General features: G+C 74.7%; 14 protein-coding genes. 10 read left to right on the forward strand and 4 right to left on the reverse strand.

From position 1 onward, the window contains the following. The first annotated feature begins 338 nt into the window (after positions 1 to 338). The 5 genes from ctaD (at position 339) to ACFWOG_RS12920 (ending at position 5,007) form a co-directional block, all read left to right on the forward strand. Complete coding sequence (gene ctaD / locus ACFWOG_RS12900) at positions 339 to 2,063, forward strand: cytochrome c oxidase subunit I (RefSeq protein WP_355406828.1); 1,725 nt, start codon at positions 339 to 341, stop codon at positions 2,061 to 2,063. Positions 2,064 to 2,248: 185 nt separating this feature from the next. After that, positions 2,249 to 2,803, forward strand: a complete 555-nt coding sequence (locus ACFWOG_RS12905; RefSeq protein WP_380357642.1) for a hypothetical protein — start codon at positions 2,249 to 2,251, stop codon at positions 2,801 to 2,803. A gap of 181 nt (positions 2,804 to 2,984) precedes the next feature. Further along, positions 2,985 to 3,422, forward strand: a complete 438-nt coding sequence (locus ACFWOG_RS12910; RefSeq protein WP_329882417.1) for a nuclear transport factor 2 family protein — start codon at positions 2,985 to 2,987, stop codon at positions 3,420 to 3,422. Positions 3,423 to 3,587: 165 nt separating this feature from the next. Continuing rightward, positions 3,588 to 4,319 carry a response regulator transcription factor gene (locus ACFWOG_RS12915; protein ID WP_329882416.1) on the forward strand — a complete coding sequence of 244 codons (732 nt, stop codon included), beginning with the start codon at positions 3,588 to 3,590 and terminating at the stop codon, positions 4,317 to 4,319. A 259-nt stretch (positions 4,320 to 4,578) separates the two neighbouring features. After that, positions 4,579 to 5,007 (forward strand): pyridoxamine 5'-phosphate oxidase family protein, encoded by a 429-nt coding sequence (locus ACFWOG_RS12920; protein WP_380357646.1) that lies wholly within the window; start codon positions 4,579 to 4,581, stop codon positions 5,005 to 5,007. A gap of 89 nt (positions 5,008 to 5,096) precedes the next feature. Here ACFWOG_RS12920 and ACFWOG_RS12925 read toward each other — a convergent pair whose 3' ends face one another. Beyond that, a complete protein-coding gene (locus ACFWOG_RS12925; protein ID WP_380357709.1) occupies positions 5,097 to 6,794 on the reverse strand; it encodes a GAF domain-containing protein in 1,698 nt (565 codons plus the stop codon). A gap of 625 nt (positions 6,795 to 7,419) precedes the next feature. Between ACFWOG_RS12925 and ACFWOG_RS12930 the strand changes: the two genes are divergently transcribed. Further along, positions 7,420 to 8,340: a universal stress protein gene (locus ACFWOG_RS12930; protein ID WP_380357649.1), complete on the forward strand. Its 921-nt coding sequence runs from the start codon at positions 7,420 to 7,422 to the stop codon at positions 8,338 to 8,340. 328 nt (positions 8,341 to 8,668) lie between these two features. Then, positions 8,669 to 9,721 (forward strand): Acg family FMN-binding oxidoreductase, encoded by a 1,053-nt coding sequence (locus ACFWOG_RS12935; protein WP_380357652.1) that lies wholly within the window; start codon positions 8,669 to 8,671, stop codon positions 9,719 to 9,721. Positions 9,722 to 9,972: 251 nt separating this feature from the next. Here the strand turns inward: ACFWOG_RS12935 and ACFWOG_RS12940 are convergent, their stop codons facing one another. The 3 genes from ACFWOG_RS12940 to ACFWOG_RS12950 all read right to left on the reverse strand — a co-directional run bounded on the left by ACFWOG_RS12940 (position 9,973) and on the right by ACFWOG_RS12950 (position 15,590). Beyond that, positions 9,973 to 10,500, reverse strand: coding sequence for a copper chaperone PCu(A)C (locus ACFWOG_RS12940; RefSeq protein WP_380357654.1), 528 nt, complete (start codon positions 10,498 to 10,500; stop codon positions 9,973 to 9,975). A 14-nt stretch (positions 10,501 to 10,514) separates the two neighbouring features. Beyond that, positions 10,515 to 12,887: a heavy metal translocating P-type ATPase gene (locus ACFWOG_RS12945; protein ID WP_380357656.1), complete on the reverse strand. Its 2,373-nt coding sequence runs from the start codon at positions 12,885 to 12,887 to the stop codon at positions 10,515 to 10,517. 339 nt (positions 12,888 to 13,226) lie between these two features. Continuing rightward, complete coding sequence (locus tag ACFWOG_RS12950) at positions 13,227 to 15,590, reverse strand: lamin tail domain-containing protein (protein ID WP_380357658.1); 2,364 nt, start codon at positions 15,588 to 15,590, stop codon at positions 13,227 to 13,229. A 492-nt stretch (positions 15,591 to 16,082) separates the two neighbouring features. Here ACFWOG_RS12950 and ACFWOG_RS12955 point away from each other — a divergent pair, with 492 nt between their 5' ends. The 3 genes from ACFWOG_RS12955 to ACFWOG_RS12965 all read left to right on the forward strand — a co-directional run bounded on the left by ACFWOG_RS12955 (position 16,083) and on the right by ACFWOG_RS12965 (position 19,169). Next, a complete protein-coding gene (locus tag ACFWOG_RS12955; protein ID WP_380357713.1) occupies positions 16,083 to 17,141 on the forward strand; it encodes a FecCD family ABC transporter permease in 1,059 nt (352 codons plus the stop codon). Continuing rightward, entirely contained in the window at positions 17,138 to 18,199 is a 1,062-nt protein-coding gene (locus ACFWOG_RS12960) for a FecCD family ABC transporter permease (RefSeq protein ID WP_380357660.1), read from the forward strand. Before ACFWOG_RS12955 ends, ACFWOG_RS12960 begins: the two co-directional genes overlap by 4 nt. A 109-nt stretch (positions 18,200 to 18,308) precedes the next feature. Beyond that, on the forward strand, positions 18,309 to 19,169 hold the full coding sequence (locus ACFWOG_RS12965) for an ABC transporter ATP-binding protein (RefSeq protein ID WP_380357716.1): 861 nt from the start codon (positions 18,309 to 18,311) through the stop codon (positions 19,167 to 19,169). The last annotated feature ends 20 nt before the right edge of the window (positions 19,170 to 19,189 follow it).

A 19,189-nucleotide genomic window follows, 5' to 3' on the forward strand; every position in this document is an offset into this window, starting at 1 on the left:
GACCGACACCTCCCCGGCCGCGAACGGCGCTTCGTCGTCTCCGGGGGCCGGTGACGGTGGTCCCGGCCGGTGGTCCCGGCCGGTGGTCCCGAACCGGGGCCCACCGGCCCCGGCCGCTGGGTCCAACGGCCCTGGGGCGCAAGGGTGTCGCGTTCCGATCATGGATCGCCACCCATCCGCAGTAGTTTCGAAGGAGTGCGTCCTTGAGCGCCATCGAGGCACGGGGCGACAACGCGCCGCCGCCGTCCGCCGCCCGCCCGGAAGGGGTCCGGGCCGCGCGGCCCGGCTCGGCCCTGGTCCGGCTGCTGACGACCACCGATCACAAGACGATCGGCACCATGTACCTGGTGTCCTCGTTCGGGTTCTTCCTGATCGGCGGCATCCTCGCCCTGGTCATGCGCGCCGAACTCGCCCGGCCGGGGACGCAGATCCTCTCCAACGAGCAGTTCAACCAGGCCTTCACCATGCACGGTTCGGTGATGCTGCTGCTCTTCGCGATGCCGCTGTTCACCGGCTTCGCCAACTGGATCATGCCGTTGCAGATCGGCGCACCCGACGTCGCCTTCCCCCGGCTGAACATGCTCGCCTTCTGGCTGTTCCTGTTCGGCTCGCTGATCGCCGCCGCCGGCTTCGCCACCCCGCAGGGGGCCGCGGACTTCGGCTGGTTCCTCTACGCGCCGCTCTCCGACGCGGTCCACTCGCCCGGCGTCGGCGCCGACATGTGGATCATGGGCGTCACGCTCTCCGGCTTCGGCTCCATCCTGGGCGCGGTCAACTTCATCACCACGATCATCTGCATGCGGGCCCCCGGCCTGACCATGTTCCGGATGTCCATCTTCTGCTGGAACGTGCTGCTGACCTCGGTCCTGGTGCTGCTGGTCTTCCCCGTGCTGGCCGCCGCGCTGCTCGCCCTGGAGTGCGACCGCAAGTTCGGCTCGCACGTCTTCGACCCCGCCAGCGGCGGGGCCATGCTCTGGCAGCACCTCTTCTGGTTCTTCGGCCATCCCGAGGTGTACATCCTGGCCCTGCCGTTCTTCGGCATCGTGTCGGAGATCATCCCGGTGTTCAGCCGCAAGCCGATGTTCGGCTACGCGGGTCTGATCGCCGCCACCGTGGCCATCGCGGGCCTCTCGGTCACCGTGTGGGCGCACCACATGTACGCCACCGGCCAAGTGCTGTTGCCGTTCTTCTCGTTCATGACGTTCCTGATCGCGGTGCCGACCGGCGTCAAGTTCTTCAACTGGGTCGGCACCATGTGGAAGGGCTCGCTGAGCTTCGAGACGCCCATGCTCTGGACGGTCGGCTTCCTGGTCACCTTCCTGTTCGGCGGCCTGACGGGCGTGCTGCTGGCCGCGCCGCCGATCGACTTCCACGTGACCGACTCGTACTTCGTCGTCGCCCACTTCCACTACACGCTGTTCGGCACCGTGGTCTACGCGATGATGGCCGGCTTCCACTTCTGGTGGCCCAAGATGACCGGGCGGATGCTCGACGAGCGGCTCGGGCGGATCTGCTTCTGGACGCTCACCATCGGGTTCCACTCCACCTTCCTCGTCCAGCACTGGCTCGGCGCGGAGGGCATGCCGCGCCGCTACGCCGACTACCTGGCCTCCGACGGCTTCACCGTGCTCAACACGGTGTCCACCCTCGGCTCCTTCCTGCTGGGCCTGTCGATCCTGCCGTTCCTCTACAACATCTGGAAGACCGCCAAGTACGGCGAGCGGGTGACCGCCGACGACCCGTGGGGCTACGGCCGCTCGCTGGAGTGGGCCACCTCCTGCCCGCCGCCCCGGCACAACTTCGTCACCCTGCCCCGGATCCGGTCCGAGTCCCCGGCCTTCGACCTGCACCACCCGGAGATCGCGGCCCGCGACTTCCTGGACCACAACGGCGAGCCCGCCAGGCACCTGGCAGGCGTCACCCCGGCGGCGTACGACGCCCCCGCACCGCGACGCGGTCGCGCGCTCGGGAGTTCCGCCGCCGGTTCCTCCGGGGCGTCCTCCGGGACGTCCCCCGGCGGGTCCCGTGCCGGGTCCTCCGGCGGGCCCGGCGCGGGCCGCTGACGGCCTGCCCCCTGAACGCCGCTCCCGCCCGCGTCGCTGCCCCCGGGCGGGCGGGAGCGGCCCTCCTTCCCGGGCCCGTCGCCCCGGGCCCTCCGTCCCGGACCCGTCCACACGTCTTCCCCGTCTTCGTCCGACGCCTTCCCGAATCCACGTCGAGCCCCACCGGCTGAGGAGCGCACGGAACCATGTCCCACACCGTTCTCGCCATCGGCACGGCCGCGACCACCGCGTCCGGCTGCGTCTGGTACCTGCCCGCCATCGCCGACCTCCAGGCGGGCGACGACCGCCCCCGCTCGGCCCGCACCGCCGCTGCCGCCTGCGTGGTCTGGTGGGCCGGCCTTGCCCTGGGCGGCGTCCTGTTGCTGGCCGTCCCGGACTGGCAGCCCGCCGCCCGGATCACGCTGGCCGGCCTGGTCGCCGGCGTCCTCCTGAGGGTCCGCGCCCACCTGCAGAGCCGGTCCGAGCGGCGCGAGGACCGCCTCCGCTGGGCCCTGCTCGACCCGGACCCGGACCCGGACCCGGACTCCGGGGCCACGCGCTCCCCGCGCCCGGCGGCCCGCACGCTGCTCGGCTGGCTGCTGGTGGGACTGGCGGTCGCCTCGCTCGGCGCCGCCTCCGTCCTGCTGACCGGTGGCGGCCCCCTGGCTCCGCGCCTGGCCGCCGCGGCCGGAAGCGCCGGCGCCGTCTCCGCCGCCTTCCTTCTCATCGGCCTCGGCGACGTCCGTCGGCACCGCCGCTGAGGCACCGCCGTGAGGGCTCCGCCCCGCCGACGGCGACCGTGTTGCTCACCTGCCCGGTAGGGGTGGGGCGGAGGATCCAAGTCGACCTTTGAGCAGGGACTTTGAAAAGCAGTCAGGTCGACCCGTATCTTCGGGCGCGACACCGGGGGAACCGCCCCGGTGGCGTCGAAAGGGGTGTCCCATGACCACTGCCTCACCGCGCGAGGTCCTCCAGCGCTTCGTCGACTACATGGCCGACGGTCCCGACGAGGCGGCGGCGGACCTGTGCACGGAGGACGCCGCCTTCGAACTGCCCTACCTGATGCCGGGCGTGCCCGAGCAGAAGCCGGGGCGGGAGGCCTTCCGGGCCCACCTGCGGCACGGCGCCACGATGCAGAAGTCCGAGAGCGTGGACCCCGTGAGCATCCACGAGACCGCCGATCCCGAACTCGTCGTCGTCGAGTACCGCCTCCAGGGGCACGTCCTGGCCACCGGACGGAAGTTCGCCTTCGACATCGTGATGTTCGCCCGGGTCCGGGATGGACTGATCACCTGGTCACGCACCTACTCCAACCCGCTCGACAGCGCGATAGCCTTCGGCGCCGCCGAGCGGCTGCTCACCGCGATCGCGGCCGGGTAGGGGCACGCCCGGGCCGGGACCGGCGCTGTCCTCGGCACCGATCCCGGCGACGGACCGTCCCGGGCCGATGGGGTCGTTCGACCCTGGCCGGGGGCGCGGCGCCGGGGCATGATGCGGTGGACCCGGCGTGTGGTGTGCCGGGCGTGGAGAGGGTGGAGCCGCGAGATGGCGAGCGAGACGGCCGGTACCGAGACGCCGGCACCGGTCAGGGTGTTCCTGCTGGACGACCACGAGGTGGTGCGCCGCGGCGTGCACGACCTGCTGGACTGCGAACCGGACCTGGAGGTGGTCGGCGAGGCGGCCACCGCCGAGCAGGCCCTCGTCCGCGTCCCGGCGCTGCGGCCCGACGTCGCCGTGCTGGACGTCCGCCTCGGCGACGGCGACGGTGTGGCCGTCTGCCGCGAACTGCGCTCCCGGATGCCCGACCTGGCGTGCCTGATGCTGACCTCCTTCGACGACGAGGAGGCGCTCCTCGACGCCGTGATGGCGGGCGCCGCCGGGTACGTGCTGAAGCAGATCAGCGGGACCGACCTGGTGGCCGCCGTCCGGACCGTCGCCTCCGGGCGTTCGATGCTCGACCCCGGCGCGGCGACCCGCCTGCTGAACCGCCTCCGCAGCGAGGCCGAACCGGCCCAGCCGTCCACCGGAGGACCGGAGCTGACCGTCCGCGAGCAGGAGGTGCTGGCGCTGATCGGCGAGGGCCTGACCAACCGGCAGATCGGGGAGCGGCTCTACCTGGCGGAGAAGACGGTGAAGAACCACGTCTCCCGCCTCCTGGCCAAGCTCGGCGTGGAGCGGCGCGTCCAGGCCGCCCTGATCGCCACCGAGCTGCGCCAGGCCGCGGCCGCCCAGCCGACCTACCACCCGCGCATCCTCGGCGGCGGCCTGCGCGGCTGACCCGCGCCCTGAGCCCAGGCCCCAGGCCCCCGGCCCCCGGACATCGGTGGGAGCCGGGGGTGTCGGCGCTGCCGCGGTGCGGCCCTCCCTCCGTCCGGCAAGCCCGTCCGGGGCCGCCCCTCGCCGCGCCCGTACCGTCCGCCGCGCCCGGTCCGGGCGCCTCTCGACGCGGCCCCGCCGGCCGGGGGCGGTGGACGGGACCCTCGACGGGACCATCGGCCCTCGCCCCGCCGCTGCCCGGCGAGTGACCATCGCTCGCATGAACGTCGATCCTGAAGCCCCGGCCGTGGTGCCGGTCGAAGCGTCCGCAGGGCCGCCGGCGGGCGGTTCCCGGGACCTCGACGAGGCCCGGGCACTGGAACTGCTGGGCGGCACCGACGTGGGCCGGGTCGTCTACACGGTCCGTGCGCTGCCGGCGGTCCTCCCGGTGCGGTTCCGGTTGGACGCGGGCGGCGGCGTGCTGGTGTCGGCGGCGGCCGGATCCGAGCTGGCGCGGGCGGTGGACGGCGCGGTGATCGCCTTCGAGGCCGACGAGGTGGACGGCACCGACGGCACCGGTTGGTGCGTCACCGTCCTCGGCCGCGCGGAGGTCCGCCGACCGGCGAGGGGGCCGGGCGCGGCCCGGGTCGAGATCCGGATCGGTGCCGAACTGGTCGTCGGCCGGCACCTGACCGCGGACCTGTTGTGACCGCGGACCGTCCCTGAGACCGGGCCTGAGCCCGGCCTGAGCGCGGCGGGTCCGCAGGCCCGCTGACCCTGCTCCCCCCGGGGCGCGGGCTACAGCCCCAGCGGGGCCTCCCAGCGCAGGACGGTCCCGCCGCCGTCCGCCGGGCGCAGCTCGAAGCTGCCGCCGACCCGCTCGGCACGTTCGGCGAGGTTGCGCAGGCCACTGCGCCGGCCCCCGGACGGTACGCCGACGCCGTCGTCGGTGACCGTGAGCGCGACCACGCCGCCGAGGGCGCGCAGGGAGACCTCGACCCGGCCGGCCCGGGCGTGCCGGGCGGCGTTGCTGAGGGCCTCTCCGAGGACGGCCATGACGTGTTCGGCGAGTTCCTGCGGTACATCGGTGTCGAGCAGGCCCTCCATGCTGAGCCGCGGGGCGAAGCCGAGGGTGGCCTGGGCCTCGCCGACGGCCCGGGTGGCCCGGGCGCGCAGGCCCCGGTCGGGCTCGTTGTGGGCGCGCAGACCGAAGATCGTGGAACGGATGATCTTGATCGTCTCGTCCAGGTCGGCGACCGCCCGGCTGACCCGGTCGGCCGCGCTCGGGCTCTCGATCAGGCGGCCTGCGCTCTGCAGCGTCATGCCGGTGGCGAAGAGCCGCTGGATGGCCAGGTCATGGAGGTCGCGGGCGATCCGGTCGCGGTCCTCCAGCAGGGTCAACTGCTCGGCGTCGCGCCGCCGTTCGGCCAGCTCAAGGGCGAGCGCGGCCTGGTCGGCGAAGCCCAGGAGCGGGCCGGTCTCCTCGGCCGTGAACGGTGGCCGGCCGCTCTCCCTCGCGAGCAGCAGCACACCCCGTCCGAACCCCTCGCCGGTGCCCAGCGGCACCGCGACGGCCGGTCCGAGCCCGGTGAACCGTCCGGCCGGTCCGGCCGGGTACCGCCCGTCGTGCTCCAGCTCGTCGCTGGTGACGGGGGATCCGGACGCGTACGCGGCGCCGGAGAGCGTGCCGTCCACCGGCACGGTCACCCCGAGCCGCGCCTCCGGACGGCCGCCCAGGGCGACCTCGACGGTCAGCTCGGCCGCACGCTCGCCCGGTCCGGCGAGCGCCACCGAGACGTCGGCGAGCTCGGCGCCGGCGATCTCCCGGGCCCGGCGCGCGATCAGCTCGACCACCTCCAGCCGGGGGGCGCCGGAGAGGAGACTCCGGGTGATCTCGGCGCTCGCCCGCAGCCAGCGCTGCTGGCGCTGCGCCTCCTCGTACAGCCGGGCGTTGTCGATGGCCACCCCGGCGGCGACGGCGAGCGTGGAGATGACCGCCTCGTCGTCGGCGTCGAAGTCCAGGCCGCCGCGCTTGTCCGTGAGGTACAGGTTGCCGAACACCTCGCCCCGCACCCGCACCGGAACCCCGAGGAAGGTGTGCATCGGCGGATGGTTGGGCGGGAAGCCGACCGAGGCCGGGTGGTCCGAGAGCACCGGGCAGCGCAGCGGCTGCGGCTCACGGATCAGCTCGCCCAGGATGCCGTGCCCGGCCGGCAGCGGGCCGATCGCCTCGATCTCCTCCTCGGTGAGGCCGACCGTCAGGAACTGGGACAGCGTGTGCCCGTCCGCGCCGATGACGCCGAGCGCCGCGTACCGGGCGTCGACCAGGTCGGCGGCGGCCTCGACGATCCGGCGCAGGGCCTGCGAGAGGTCCAGCTCGCGGCCGACGGCGAGCACCGCCTCCAGCAGGCTGTGCACCCGGTCGCGGGTGCCGCGTGCCGCGTCGATCCGCCACTGGAGTTCCTCCAGGAGCTCGTCCAGGCGCAGCTGCGGGATCCGTGCGCCCGCGCCACGCGGGTGCGGCCGGTCGGCGGCCGGGGTGGCGGCGGTGACAGCCGTGGCGGCGAGGCCGGGATCGCCGGGAGTGTCGAGGATGTCGGGAGTGCCGACGGCGCCGGGAGGTGCGGGAGTGGCGGGCTCGGCGCGGCTCCCGGGGGCCGGGGTGGCCCGGGGGCAGGCCGCAGGGGGCGCTTCGTCGTGTCCGCCGGTGCCCGTCCGCGTACCTTCCGCGCCGTTCACCGGCGTCCTCCTCGTCGTTCTGTCCTGCCCGGGCCGGTTCCGCCCCGGTCGTCGGACCGGTCGGATCGTCGGATTCACGTTAGTGCCCAGGGCGGCCCGTGCGGCACCCCGGGGTGGTCATGGACGCGTCTTCGGTCCTGCCCAGGGACCTATGGCCCTGCGGCGCGGGCCCTGCGGCCCCTGGCCCGGCGCCCGGCCGCCCGACCAGGGTGGGAACCGGCGGACGGTGCGTCAGACCGCACCGCCCGGAAGCCGGCCGGAAGCCGCCCGGCGCCCGGGCGGCCACCGTACGGCACCAGCGGCACGCAGTGGACCTGCGGCGGGACCGGCAGCGAACCCGGTGCGCACCCGCGGCGGGACAACGAGCGGAGAGGAACCTCCCATGACGCCCCCTGTTCTGGTCGGAGTCGACGGATCGCCCGAGAGCACCGCAGCCGCCCACTGGGCCGCCGAGGAGGCCCGGCGCCGCGGGGCCGCGCTGCGCCTGGTGCACGTCTGGCCGTGGCTCACCGACGGCCGGGCCGCGTTCGCCGACCCTGACGACCTGCCGGTCGCCGCCCAGCGGATGCTCGCGGGGACGGCGGAGGAGGTCCGCGAGGGTCACCCCGGCGTGGCCGTCCACACCGACGTGGTGCTCGACGCCGCGGTCGACGGGCTGGTGGCCGCCGCCGAGGACGCGGGTCTGCTCGTCGTCGGCTCGCGGGGCCTGGGAGGCTTCGCCGGATTGCTGGTCGGCTCGGTGAGCATGGCGGTCGCCGCCCGGTCGGCCGCGCCGGTGGTGGTCGTCCGCCCGGGACGTCCGGCCCGTCCGGCGGAGCCGCACCGTGACCGGGCGCAGGCCGCTTCGGAGACACGGCCCGAGGCGGTCCCCGAGACCGTTCCCGACGTGGTCGTCGGCGTGGACGCCGGTGCGCCCGGCGACGCCGTGCTGGCGTTCGCCTTCCAGGAGGCCGCGCTGCGCGGCGCCCGGCTCCGGGCGGTCCACGGCTGGGAACTCCCACCGGCGTTCGCGGTGGTCGGCTTCCTGCCGTCCGGTTCCGAGATGGCGCTGCTCCAGGCGGGGGAGGAGAAGGCGCTGGCCGCCGCTCTCTCGGCGCACCGGGACCGGCACCCCGACACGGAGGTCGTCGAGCAGGCCAGGCTCGGCGCCGCCCGCACGCTGGTGGAGGAATCGGCCGGGGCCGGGCTGGTGGTGGTCGGGCGCCGACGCCGGCCGCACGACTTCGGCCCCCGGCTCGGACGGGTCGCGCACGCGGTGCTGCACCACGCCCACGCGCCGGTCGCGGTGGTCCCGCACGACTGACACGGTGAGGACGCGGGCGCGGCGCAGTGCGGCGCAGTGCGGCCGGTGGCCGTCGAGGCACGGCGGGTGTCCGCCGCCCCGCCGCCCGACGACCCGCCCCGAGGCCCCGCTGATCCACCCCGCCCCGGGCCGTAGGCGCAGCGCCGCCCTTCGCCCTCCGGACGCGGGCCGTTGGACCCTGCCGTCCGGCCGCCGGACGGGCGCAGGCTCGGAGTAGCAGCCGTCCCGCCCGCCACCGCCCCGCCCCGGCCGTCCCGCCCGCGCGGTGCCGTCCCGGTCGCGCGGTGGCTCCGCCGGGGCGTGGCGACGAGGCAAGGAGAGGATCACCATGACCGAGTCCACCCTCACCCCGGACGACCTGCGGCTGCTGGCCGTCGCCGGCGGCGCGGCCCCCTCGCTGCACAACAGCCAGCCGTGGCGGTTCCGCCCCACCCCGGACGGATGCGGGATCGAGGTGCACGCCGACCTCGCCCGCGCCGTCCCGCTCGCCGACGCCGTCGGCTCCGCACTGCACGTCGCCGTCGGCGCGGCCCTGTTCAACCTGAGGGTGGCCGCCGTCCGGCTGGGCCGCGAGCCGGCGGTCCGGCTGCTCCCGGATCCGGTCGACCCCGGTCTGTCGGCCGTTCTCGACCTCGCGCTCCGCGCCGCTCCCGGATCCGCTTCCGTCGCCCCGCCGTTCGGCCGCGATCTCTACCCGGCGATCACCGAACGCCGCTCCAGCCGACGGCCGTTCACCAACCGGGACGTGCCCGAGGCGGTGCTCGCGGAGCTGATCGCCGCCGCCCGGGAGGAGGGTGTGGCACTCGCCGTGCTGGGGGAGGCCGGGGTGCGGCAGGTGCTGGCGCTCACCGCCGAGGCCGAGGACCGGATCGCCCACGACCCGGCCCGGCGTGCCGAGACCCGCTCCTGGCTCCGGCCGGAACCCGCGCCGGGCTCCGCGGACCGGGCCGTCGACGGGATCCCGTACGCCGCGCTGGGTCCGCAGGACCACGACGCCCGGGTGCCGATGCGTGACTTCGCCGGTCGGCCGCCGTACCGTGACGGACCGCCGCAGCCGTCCGAGCGGTTCGAGGCGCTGCCGCAGCTGTGCACGCTCACCACGCCGGGGGACGGTCCGGCGGACTGGCTGCGGGCCGGTCAGGCGTTGGAACGGGTCTGGCTGCTGGCCACCGTGCACGGCGTGCGGCTGACGGTCTGGCACCAGCCCGTCGAGTGGCCCGACCTCCGCTGGGGGCTGCGCGATCCGGCCGAGGGGCCCGGGCACGTCCAGCTGGTGGTGCGGATCGGCTACGGCCCGCCCGGGGTCGCCACACCGCGCCGGCCGCCGGAGGAGGTCCTCGACGCGTGGCCCGGCCCGGCGGCGGCGCCGACGACGGGGTGAGCGGTCCCCGGTGAGGAGCCTGCGGCGGCCCGCAGGGACCGGCCCGGCGAGCCGTCCGCCCACCCCGCCGAGCGACGGGTCGGGGGCCGCCCGGCCGCTCAGGTCGGTGGCCGGGCCGCCTCCCCTCGCTGCGGGCGGCCCGACCACCGGGCTTCTCCACCGGGCTTCTCCGCCGGGCTTCGCGACCGGACGGCGTCGGCCGCCGGTGGTCGCCCCCCACTCCTGCCGCCCGTCGCCGCCGCCGGCCGTCCTCAGCCGCTGCGGCGTCCGCCCGGCTTGACGACCTCCGCCTTCAGCCGCAGCTCGGGGCTGTGGCGGAAGGTGAGCGTGAACTCCACCCACTGGCCGACCGTGAGCGCCGGCGGGTTCGTGATCATCAGGTCGGCGTCCTCCGGCGACATCACCAGCTCGCCGCGCTCCGGCACGGGCAGGGCCGTGACCGGCTCCCACCGGCCGGAGGCACCCTGGTGCAGATGGCGTTTCAGCGTCACCTTTCCGCCGAACTCCCAGCTGGCACCGGTGAGTTCGTCCGGTATATCGCCGGGGTTGCGGACGGTGAAGAAGGCGGCCGTGGCCGTCGCCCCGCCCGTCGTCGGCAACAGCAGCCAGCCCGGACCGGCCTCCACCGGCTGTGGCCGCCCGGCTCCGCCGACCGCCGTCCACCCGGAGAGCAGCGCCAGTGCGACCACCGCCGCCGCGACCGGCGGGCCGACCACCTTCAGCCGCTCGGGGACGCGTCCCGTCCGCGCGGAGATCCTTCCCGGCCGTACCCTGCCCATCGCACCGCCGCCGCTCACCGCGCGCCCCCCGTACCCGTGCCTGCGCCCGCCCGCGCCGAGCGTCGCGCCCGGTCCGGCCGCCGCCCGCCGCCGGGGGCGCCGCCGCCTCGTCCGTCCGAGGCGCCCCGGCCGGGCCGCCAGGTCCGCAGCCGCAGGCTGTTCCCCACGACGAGCAGCGAACTCAGCGACATCGCCACCGCCGCCAGCATCGGGTTCAGCAGCCCGACCGCCGCCAGCGGGATCAGCACCACGTTGTAGCCGAACGCCCACAGCAGGTTGACCCGGATCGTGCCCAGCGTGCGCCGGGCCAGCCGGACGGCGTCCACCACCGCCTCGATGTCCCCGCGCACCAGGGTCAGTCCGGCGGCGCCGATCGCCGCGTCGCTCCCCGAGGCCAGGGCCACCCCGAGGTCCGCCGAGGCCAGCGCGACCGCGTCGTTGACGCCGTCGCCGACGACCGCGGTCGTCCGTCCGGCGGCCTTCAACTCGGCCACCACCTCGGCCTTGCGCTCCGGCGAGGCCGAGAAGTGCACCCGCTCGATGCCCAGTTCGGTTGCCACCGCGTGCGCCGCGCCCGGCCCGTCACCGGTCAGCAGGACCGGTTCCAGACCCATCCGGCGCAGCCGGTGCAGCGCGCGCCAGCTGCCCGAACGCAGGGTGTCGCCGACCGCGAGGACGGCCACCGCCCGCCCGTCCAGCTCCACGACCACCGGCGTCCGGCCGGCCGCCGCAGCCTCCTCCAGCGCGGTCACCAGCCCGGCCGGCAGCGGTCCGACCGCGTCGTCCGGGCGGACCACCCGGACCTGCCGCCCCTCCACCGTGCCGGCCACCCCCACCCCGGCAGTGGCCCTGAACTCGGCCACCGCCGGGAGGGGTTCGGAGCCACACCGCTCGCGGGCCGCCCCCACGACGGCCCGGCCGATCGGGTGCTCCGAACGGTGCTCGACGGCTCCTGCGAGCCGGAGCACCTGGTCCTCGTCGACCCCCGCGTCCGGGGCCACGGCCACCGCCGCGAGCTCCATCCGGCCGGTGGTCAGTGTCCCCGTCTTGTCCAGCACCACGGTGTCGATCCGCCGCAGGCTCTCCAGCACCTCCGGGCCGCGCACCAGCACGCCCAGTTCGGCGCCCCGGCCGGTCGCCGCCAGCAGCGCGGTCGGCGTGGCCAGGCCCAGCGCGCACGGGCAGGCCACCACCAGGACGGCGACGGCCGCCGTCACCGCCGCCTGCGGGTCGGCCCCGGCACCCAGCCAGAAGCCCAGCACGCAGACCGCGACCGTCAGCACGCACGGCACGAACACTCCGGCCACCGTGTCCGCCAGCCGCTGCGCCCGGGCCTTCCCGGCCTGGGCGTCCGCCACCAGGGCGGTGATCCGGGCGAGTTGGGTGTCCGCACCGACCGCCGTCGCCCGCACCACCAGGGCGCCGCCGACGTTCACCGTGGCACCCGCCACCTGGTCGCCCGGACCGACCTCGACCGGCACCGACTCGCCGGTCAGCAGGCTCAGATCCAGGGCCGAGCTGCCCTCCACCACCACACCGTCGGTGGCCACCCGCTCGCCCGGCCGGACCACGAACTCCTGCCCGGGCAGCAGCTGTTCGATCGGCAGCAGCTGTTCCTCCCCGGTCTCCGGGTCGCGGACGCACACCTCCTTGGCGCCCAGCTCCGCCAGGGCCCGCAGCGCCGAACCAGTGCGCCGCCGCACCCGCCCCTCCAGCAGCCGCCCGGCGAGCACGAACAGCGGCACCCCGACGGCCGCCTCCAGGTAGACGTGCGCGGCGCCGCCGCCGTCCGCGGTCAGCGAGAACGGCATCCGCATGCCGATCTCGCCCGCCCCGCCGAACACCAGCGCGTACGCGGACCAGCCGAACGACGCCAGCACCCCGAGACTCACCAGGGTGTCCATGGTCGCCGCCGCGTGCCGCAGTCCCTGCCAGGCCCGCCGGTGGAACCCGGCCGAACCCCAGCTCACCACCGGCACCGACAGCGCGAAGCAGACCCACTGCCAGGCGTCGAACTGCAGCGACGGAACCATCGACAGGACCACCACCGGCACGGCCAGCAGGGCCGTCACCAGCAGCCGCCACCGGTCCGAGGACTCGTCCTGGTCCGGGCCCGCCGCCGACAGCCCGTCCGGGGCCTGCTCGGCGGTGTAGCCGGCCCGTTCGACCGCCGCCACCAGTTCCTCGACGCCGACCCCGGCCGGGTGCAGCACCCGCGCCCGCCCGGTGGCCAGATTGACCCCGGCGGTCACGCCCTCGATCCGGGCGAGCCGCTTCTCCACCCGGCTGACACAGGCCGCGCAGGTCATCCCGCCGACCACCAGATCGGTGCTGACCGGCGGCGGGCCGGTCTCCCCGCTCCCGGGGCTCTCCACCACGGCCTTCATCGGCCCGCCCCCATGTCATGCCCCATCCCGGGTTTACCCCCGCCGCCCCCGCCGGGCGTCAGCCCGGGCGTCACGGGCCCGGCTCCGCGCCCTACCGCGAAGGCCACCACGAACACCACCACCAGCATCAGGGCGAACCCCACCAGCACACTCAACGGCCGGGCACCCGGCGACATCCCACTCACCCCCCACCAGTCGTCCCCCCACCCCGATCAGTTCCCGTACACCCCTGATTGACCCGGATCATCCCTCCGGCGTCCCGGACCGGGAACGAAGCCCGTCTCCGCACGGCGCTGCCCCGGCGCCGGGGGCGGGGCCGGGGCAGCGGGGTTCGGGGTGTCAGGGGAGGGGGATGCGGACGACCTGGGGGTCGTGGTCGCTGAGCTGGGTGGGGAACTCGCTGTTGAGGTGGACGATGTCGTAGCTGTAGGGCCTGGCCGCGAGGGCGGGGGAGATCAGGATGTGGTCGAGCACCTGGGAGTTGCCCTCGTAGACGTAGGTGTAGCGCTCGGCGAGGGGGAGGGTGCGGGGGAGGTCGACCAGGGAGCCGCCCGCGGTGAGGAGGTCGGCGGTCTGGGAGAACTCGAAGTCGTTGATGTCGCCGAGGACGATCACCGAGGCGTTCGGGTCGACGGCGAGGAGCTGGTCGGTGAAGGTCTTCACCACGCCGGCCTGGGCGTGCCGCTGGGTCTCGGAGGGGCGGGCCGGCTGCTGGTAGCGGCCGAAGAGGGGCTGGTCGCCGCCCTTGGAGTTGAAGTGGTTGGCGATCACGAAGACCGGGCGGCCGTTCCAGCGGAACTCGCCGGCCAGCGGCTTGCGGCTGGCGCCGAACGCGGAGTTGCCCGGGTCGATCCGGCCGGGGGAGTAGGCGAGTGCCGGGGTGCCGCCGCTGTTGACGACCGAGTTGGCGGTGCTGGAGCCGGCGCCCGGGCGGTCGGTGAAGGTCAGACCCCGGTCCGTGCGGTAGAGGAAGACCTGGCGGATGTTGCCGCCGGGCTGGCCGCCGTCCTGGCCGTCCACCGGGTTGATCTGCCGGTAGGAGTAGGACGGGCCGCCGGCCGCGGTGATGGCGGCGGTCAGCCGGGCGAGGGTCTGGTCGGCGGCGACGGTGCCGTTGTCGGTGGCGCCGTTGTTGTCCTGGATCTCCTCCAGCGCGACCAGGTCGGGCGCGCGGAGGTTGGTGACCACGGCGGCGGCCAGGCCGTCGAACTTGCTCTGGGGGTCGTTCGGGGAGAGGTTCTCGACGTTGAACGTCGCCGTGGCCAGTTCGCCGGCGGCCGGCGCGGCCGTGGTCTCCGCGGTGAGTCCGCCGGAGGTGACCGTCGGGGTCGTGGTGGGGAGCAGCTTGAAGTTGCCGAAGGAGTAGTCGACGACGCCGACGGTGGCGCCGGTGAGCGTGTCGCCGACCTTGGCGGTCGGTACGGGGGCGAGCACGTCGTCGAGGACGATCCGTTCGGGGTTGCCGTCGCCGGCCCGGAGGAGGATGCCGCCGCGGGTGGTGCGGGTGGTGGAGCCCTGCGGGACGACCGGGATCTCGCCGAACGAGCTGGTCGGGCCGACCACGGCCGCGTCGTCGATCCTGACCCGCATGCCCTCCAGGGACTCCCAGAAGTCGAGGCCGTCGGTGGACGGCTGGAAGCCGGCCGCGGTCTCGACGTTGCCGCTGGTCACGCCGGAGATCACGGCGGCCGGCGGCACCCGGCCGCCGGCCCCGACCAGGGCGGGTGCGGGAAGCGGCGCGTTGTGGGTGAGGACGGTGACGCTCGGTGCGGTCAGTTCGGTGACGGTGAGGTTGGTGGTGCCGCCGGTGCCGCCCGGACGGAACTCGCTCACCGTGCCGCCGACCGTCACCGAGTCGCCGACGGCGACGCCCGGTGCGCCGGCCGTGTAGACGTAGACGGCCTCGCCGGTGGCCGGGTCGGCGTCGGGCTGCGGGTCCTGGAACCAGAAGCCGCTCGGGCCGGTGGCGGTGACGACGCCGGGGACGGCCGTGACGGTCTGTCCGGCCTTCGGCGAGGTGCGGGCGGCGCCCTGGACGTCACGTATCCGGGTGCCGCCGGTGCCGCCGCCGGAGGAGGAGTTGCGGGGGGCGGGCGCGGTGACGGCGAAGTCGGCCGCGTTGCTGTCGGTGTCGGTGGCCCCGCCGCCGGCCCGCAGCGCGGCCGTGGTGTTGGCGAGGTTGCCGGTCGGTGAGCCCTCGGCGGAACTGGCCGTCGACCCGTAGCCGACGAAGTCCTTCACGCCCGGCTGGGTGGCGCAGCCCGTGGCGCAGGTGAGCGCGGTGCCGTTGGTGACCAGCGCGACCTTGCCGGTGGTGGCGCTCAGGGCGAGCGTGCCGGTCGCGTCCGGCGTCGGCAGGGCGGCTCCGGAGCCGGCCCCCGCCGCCTGCTGGACGAGGTAGTACCTGCCGGGGGCGATGGTGCCCGACAGCGTGGTCCTCGCCCAGGAGGAGCCGCCCGCCGAGGCGTACTGGACGGTCCAGCCGGTGACCGGGACCGGCACGGTGCCCCGGTTGTAGAGCTCGACGTAGTCGTTGGCGTACTGGGCGCCGGAGTTGCCGCCACCGCCGTACACCTGGCTGATCACGATGTCCGCGGACACCGCCTGCGCGGTGCCGGCCGGCAGCGCGAGGAGCGCTCCCACGACGGCGGCGGCGGATGCCACCGCAGGTGTGCGGAGCCGGACTCGATCGGTTCGCCTCACGGGCGTCCTCCTGACGAGCGAGCGGGTGATGGTCGGCGCTGTGCGTTCAGGGGCGTGTCTGTCGGACAAGCCTTAGCAGCGTCACCCGTGCCGTACCGCGCGCTGTGGTGAACGGCCGGACGTACGAGGGGAGAACAGTTCCGGTCGGGCGGTACCCCCACCGGGCGGAATTGGGCGGGGAAGGAGGGCTTCGCCCCCTCTTGTTCGGTCGACAGCACTACTGGATAAGGTGAGCGTTACCTAAGTTCCGCCGGTCCTCGGTCGTCGGTCGTCGGTGCGCCTGGACTCCCTCGCGCCTCCGGCCTCGACAGGACGCCCGGCAGGCGGCCGTCCCGGCCGACCCGCAGGCGGGTCGGCCGACGTGCACGCAGTACGTGAGAGAAAGGAACGTCCGTGCCCCCTGGCACACGCCGTCGCTCCGGCGGCCTGCCCGACGGCGAGCACGAGGTCGCCGGGCGGCCCGGCGACGGTGCCGGGAAGACCTACCTCGCCATGGGCGCGATTTCAGCGGAACGCCCCGCACTTTCCAAGGTGGCAGGGCTTCGGCGGCGGCGAATCCTCGGTCTGGGCGTGGTGGGAGCGGTCCTCGTCGCCGTTGCGGTGCTCTCGGTCGCCGTCGGTGCGCGGGCGTTGACTCCCGCCGAGGTGTGGCACGGGCTGTTCGCGGGGCCGGACCCCGACCAGAGGAGTACGGAGATCAGGCTCATCGTGCAGACCGTGCGGGTGCCCCGGACGGTGCTCGCGATCGTGGCGGGCGTCGCGCTGGGCGTCGGCGGGGCACTGATCCAGGGGTTCACCCGCAACCCCATCGCGGACACCGGCCTGCTGGGGGTGAACACCGGTGCCTCGTTCGCCGTGGTGGCGGCGATCTCCCTGTTCGGGTTCACCGACCCGTTCCAGTACGTGTGGTTCGCCTTCCTGGGGGCCGCGCTCGCGGGTGTCGTCGTGTTCGGGCTGTCGAGCATCGGGCGGGGCGCCGGCAATCCGCTGACCCTGGCTCTGGCGGGCCAGGGGGTCGCGGTGTTCCTCGCGGCGATGACGACGGCGATCGCCCTGTCGGACAAGGCGGCGCTGAACGCCCTGCGGTTCTGGAACGCCGGCTCGGTGGCCGGTGTGCCGTTCCGGGTGATCTGGCCGGTGACCGCCTTCGTCGTGGTCGGGCTGGTGCTGGCCCTGGTCACCCTGCCCTCGGTCAACCTGCTCAACCTGGGGGACGACGTGGCGCGGGGCCTGGGGGTGAACATCGCGCTGATCCGGACCGTCGGCATCGTCGCGATCACGCTCATGGCGGGCGCGGCGACGGCGGCGTGCGGTCCTGTCACGTTCCTCGGGCTCATGGTGGCGCACGTGGCCCGGTACCTGGCGGGGCCGGACTACCGCTGGCTGGTGCCGTACGCGGGCCTGCTCGGCGCGGTGGTCCTGCTGGTCTGCGACATCGTGGGGCGCGTGGTGGTCCGGCCGGGCGAGCTGGAGGCCGGCGTCCTCGTCGCCCTCCTCGGTGCCCCGTTCTTCGCGGGTCTGGTCTGGCGAGGGAAGTTCAAGAGCGCATGAACGTGACCTTGGAGAAGCGGGTGGCGGCGCCGGGCGTGCGGTTCGGCGGCCTGTCCTTCGTGTGGCGGCCCAGGATCGTGCTGGTCACGCTGCTGCTGACGGCGGCGACCTTCCTGGGTTTCTGCCTGTCCATCGCGGTGGGGGACTTCCCCATCGGGCTGCCGCAGGTGGTGGCCACGCTTTTCGGCGGCGGCGAGCGGGTCGACGAGTTCGTGATCATGGACCTGCGCATGCCGCGGGCCCTGGCCGGTCTCGTCGTGGGGTTCGCGCTGGGGGTGTCCGGGGCGCTCACGCAGTCCATCGCCCGCAACCCGCTGGCGAGTCCGGACATCCTGGGGATCACCGGAGGGGCGAGCGCCGTCACGGTGTTCCTGGTGACGGTGTCGGGCGGGTCGGCCGCCGCGGTCGTCAGCGCCGTCGGCCTCTCCGGGGCGGCGCTGGTGGGCGGTCTCGGCACCGGCCTGCTGGTGTACTTCCTGGCGTGGCGACGGGGGGTCGACGGTTTCCGGCTCATCCTCATCGGCATCTCGGTGAGCGCCGTGATGGAGGCGGTCACGACCTGGCTGCTGGCCACCGCCGACATCAGGGACGTGGCCCGGGCCCAGGCGTGGCTGGTCGGCTCGCTGGACAACCGTTCCTGGGACGAGGTGTGGGTGGCGCTCTGGGGCACGCTGGCCGTCCTGGCCGTCGTGACCGGCGTCGCCTTCCAGTTCAAACCGCTGCACTTCGGTGACGACGTGGCGGCCGGCCTGGGGGTGCGGTACGCGCTGGTGCGGGCGGTGCTGCTGCTCTGCGCGGTGCTCCTGGCCGGCTTCGCGGTGAGCGCGGCGGGGCCGGTGCCGTTCGTCGCCCTGGTGGCGCCGCAGGTGGCGATGCGTCTGACGAGGTGCCCGACACCGCCGGTGGTGGCCTCCGGCACGGTCGGAGCGCTGCTGCTGATCGGCTCGGACCTGGTCGCCCGGACGGCGCTGCCGATCACCCTGCCGGTCGGCGTGGTCACCGCCGCCATCGGTGGTCCCTTCCTCGTCCACCTCCTGGTGCGGGCGAACCGCCGCTAGGTGATAGAAAGGTTAGGCAAGCCTAAATAGAGGGGGCCCCGTGGTCGCTGAGCACACCGGGACCGAGCCCGGGACCGAGTCCGGGATCAGGTCCGGGATCAAATCCGGGATCAGGTCCCGGACCGGTTCCGCCGCCGGGTCGGACGGCGTCCCGCGGCTGGCGGCCAGGGGCGTCACGGTCGGGTACGGCGACCGGACCGTCATCGACGCCCTGGACGTCACGATCCCGCCGGGGGTGGTGACCACGATCATCGGCCCCAACGGGTGCGGGAAGTCCACCCTGCTGCGGACCCTGTCACGGCTGCTCAGGCCGACCCGGGGGTCGGTGGTGCTGGACGGTGAGGACATCGTCAGGCTCAGGACCAGGGACGTGGCGAAGAAGCTCGGCCTGCTGCCGCAGTCGCCCGTCGCGCCGGAGGGCCTGACCGTGGCGGACCTCGTCGCCAGGGGCCGGCACCCGCACCAGAGCTGGCTGCGGCAGTGGTCCTCCGACGACGCCTCGGTGGTGGAGCGCGCGCTGGCCATGACCGGGGTGTCCGACCTGGCCGACCGCCCCGTCGACGCGCTGTCCGGGGGCCAGCGGCAGCGGGTCTGGATCTCCATGACGCTGGCCCAGGGCACCGATCTGCTGCTGCTCGACGAGCCCACCACCTACCTGGACCTCGCGCACGCGGTCGACGTGCTTGACCTGGTGGACGACCTGCACGAGTCGGGGTGCACCGTGGTCATGGTGCTGCACGACCTCAACCTGGCCGCCCGGTACAGCGACAACCTGATCGTGATGAAGGCGGGTTCGGTCCTGGCGCAGGGTCACCCGCGCGACGTGGTGACCCCGGAGCTGCTGCACGAGGCGTTCGGCCTGCGGGCCGAGGTGATCGACGACCCGGTGGGTGACCGGCCGCTCGTCGTGCCGATAGGCCGGACCCATGTCCGGGGACGGGGCGGGCGGGAAGCCGGAGCTTCAACTTAGGCTAGGCTCACCTCATCACC

Origin of the sequence: Kitasatospora sp. NPDC058406, from assembly GCF_042722765.1 — a bacterium.
Taxonomy (GTDB): Bacteria; Actinomycetota; Actinomycetes; order Streptomycetales; family Streptomycetaceae; genus Kitasatospora.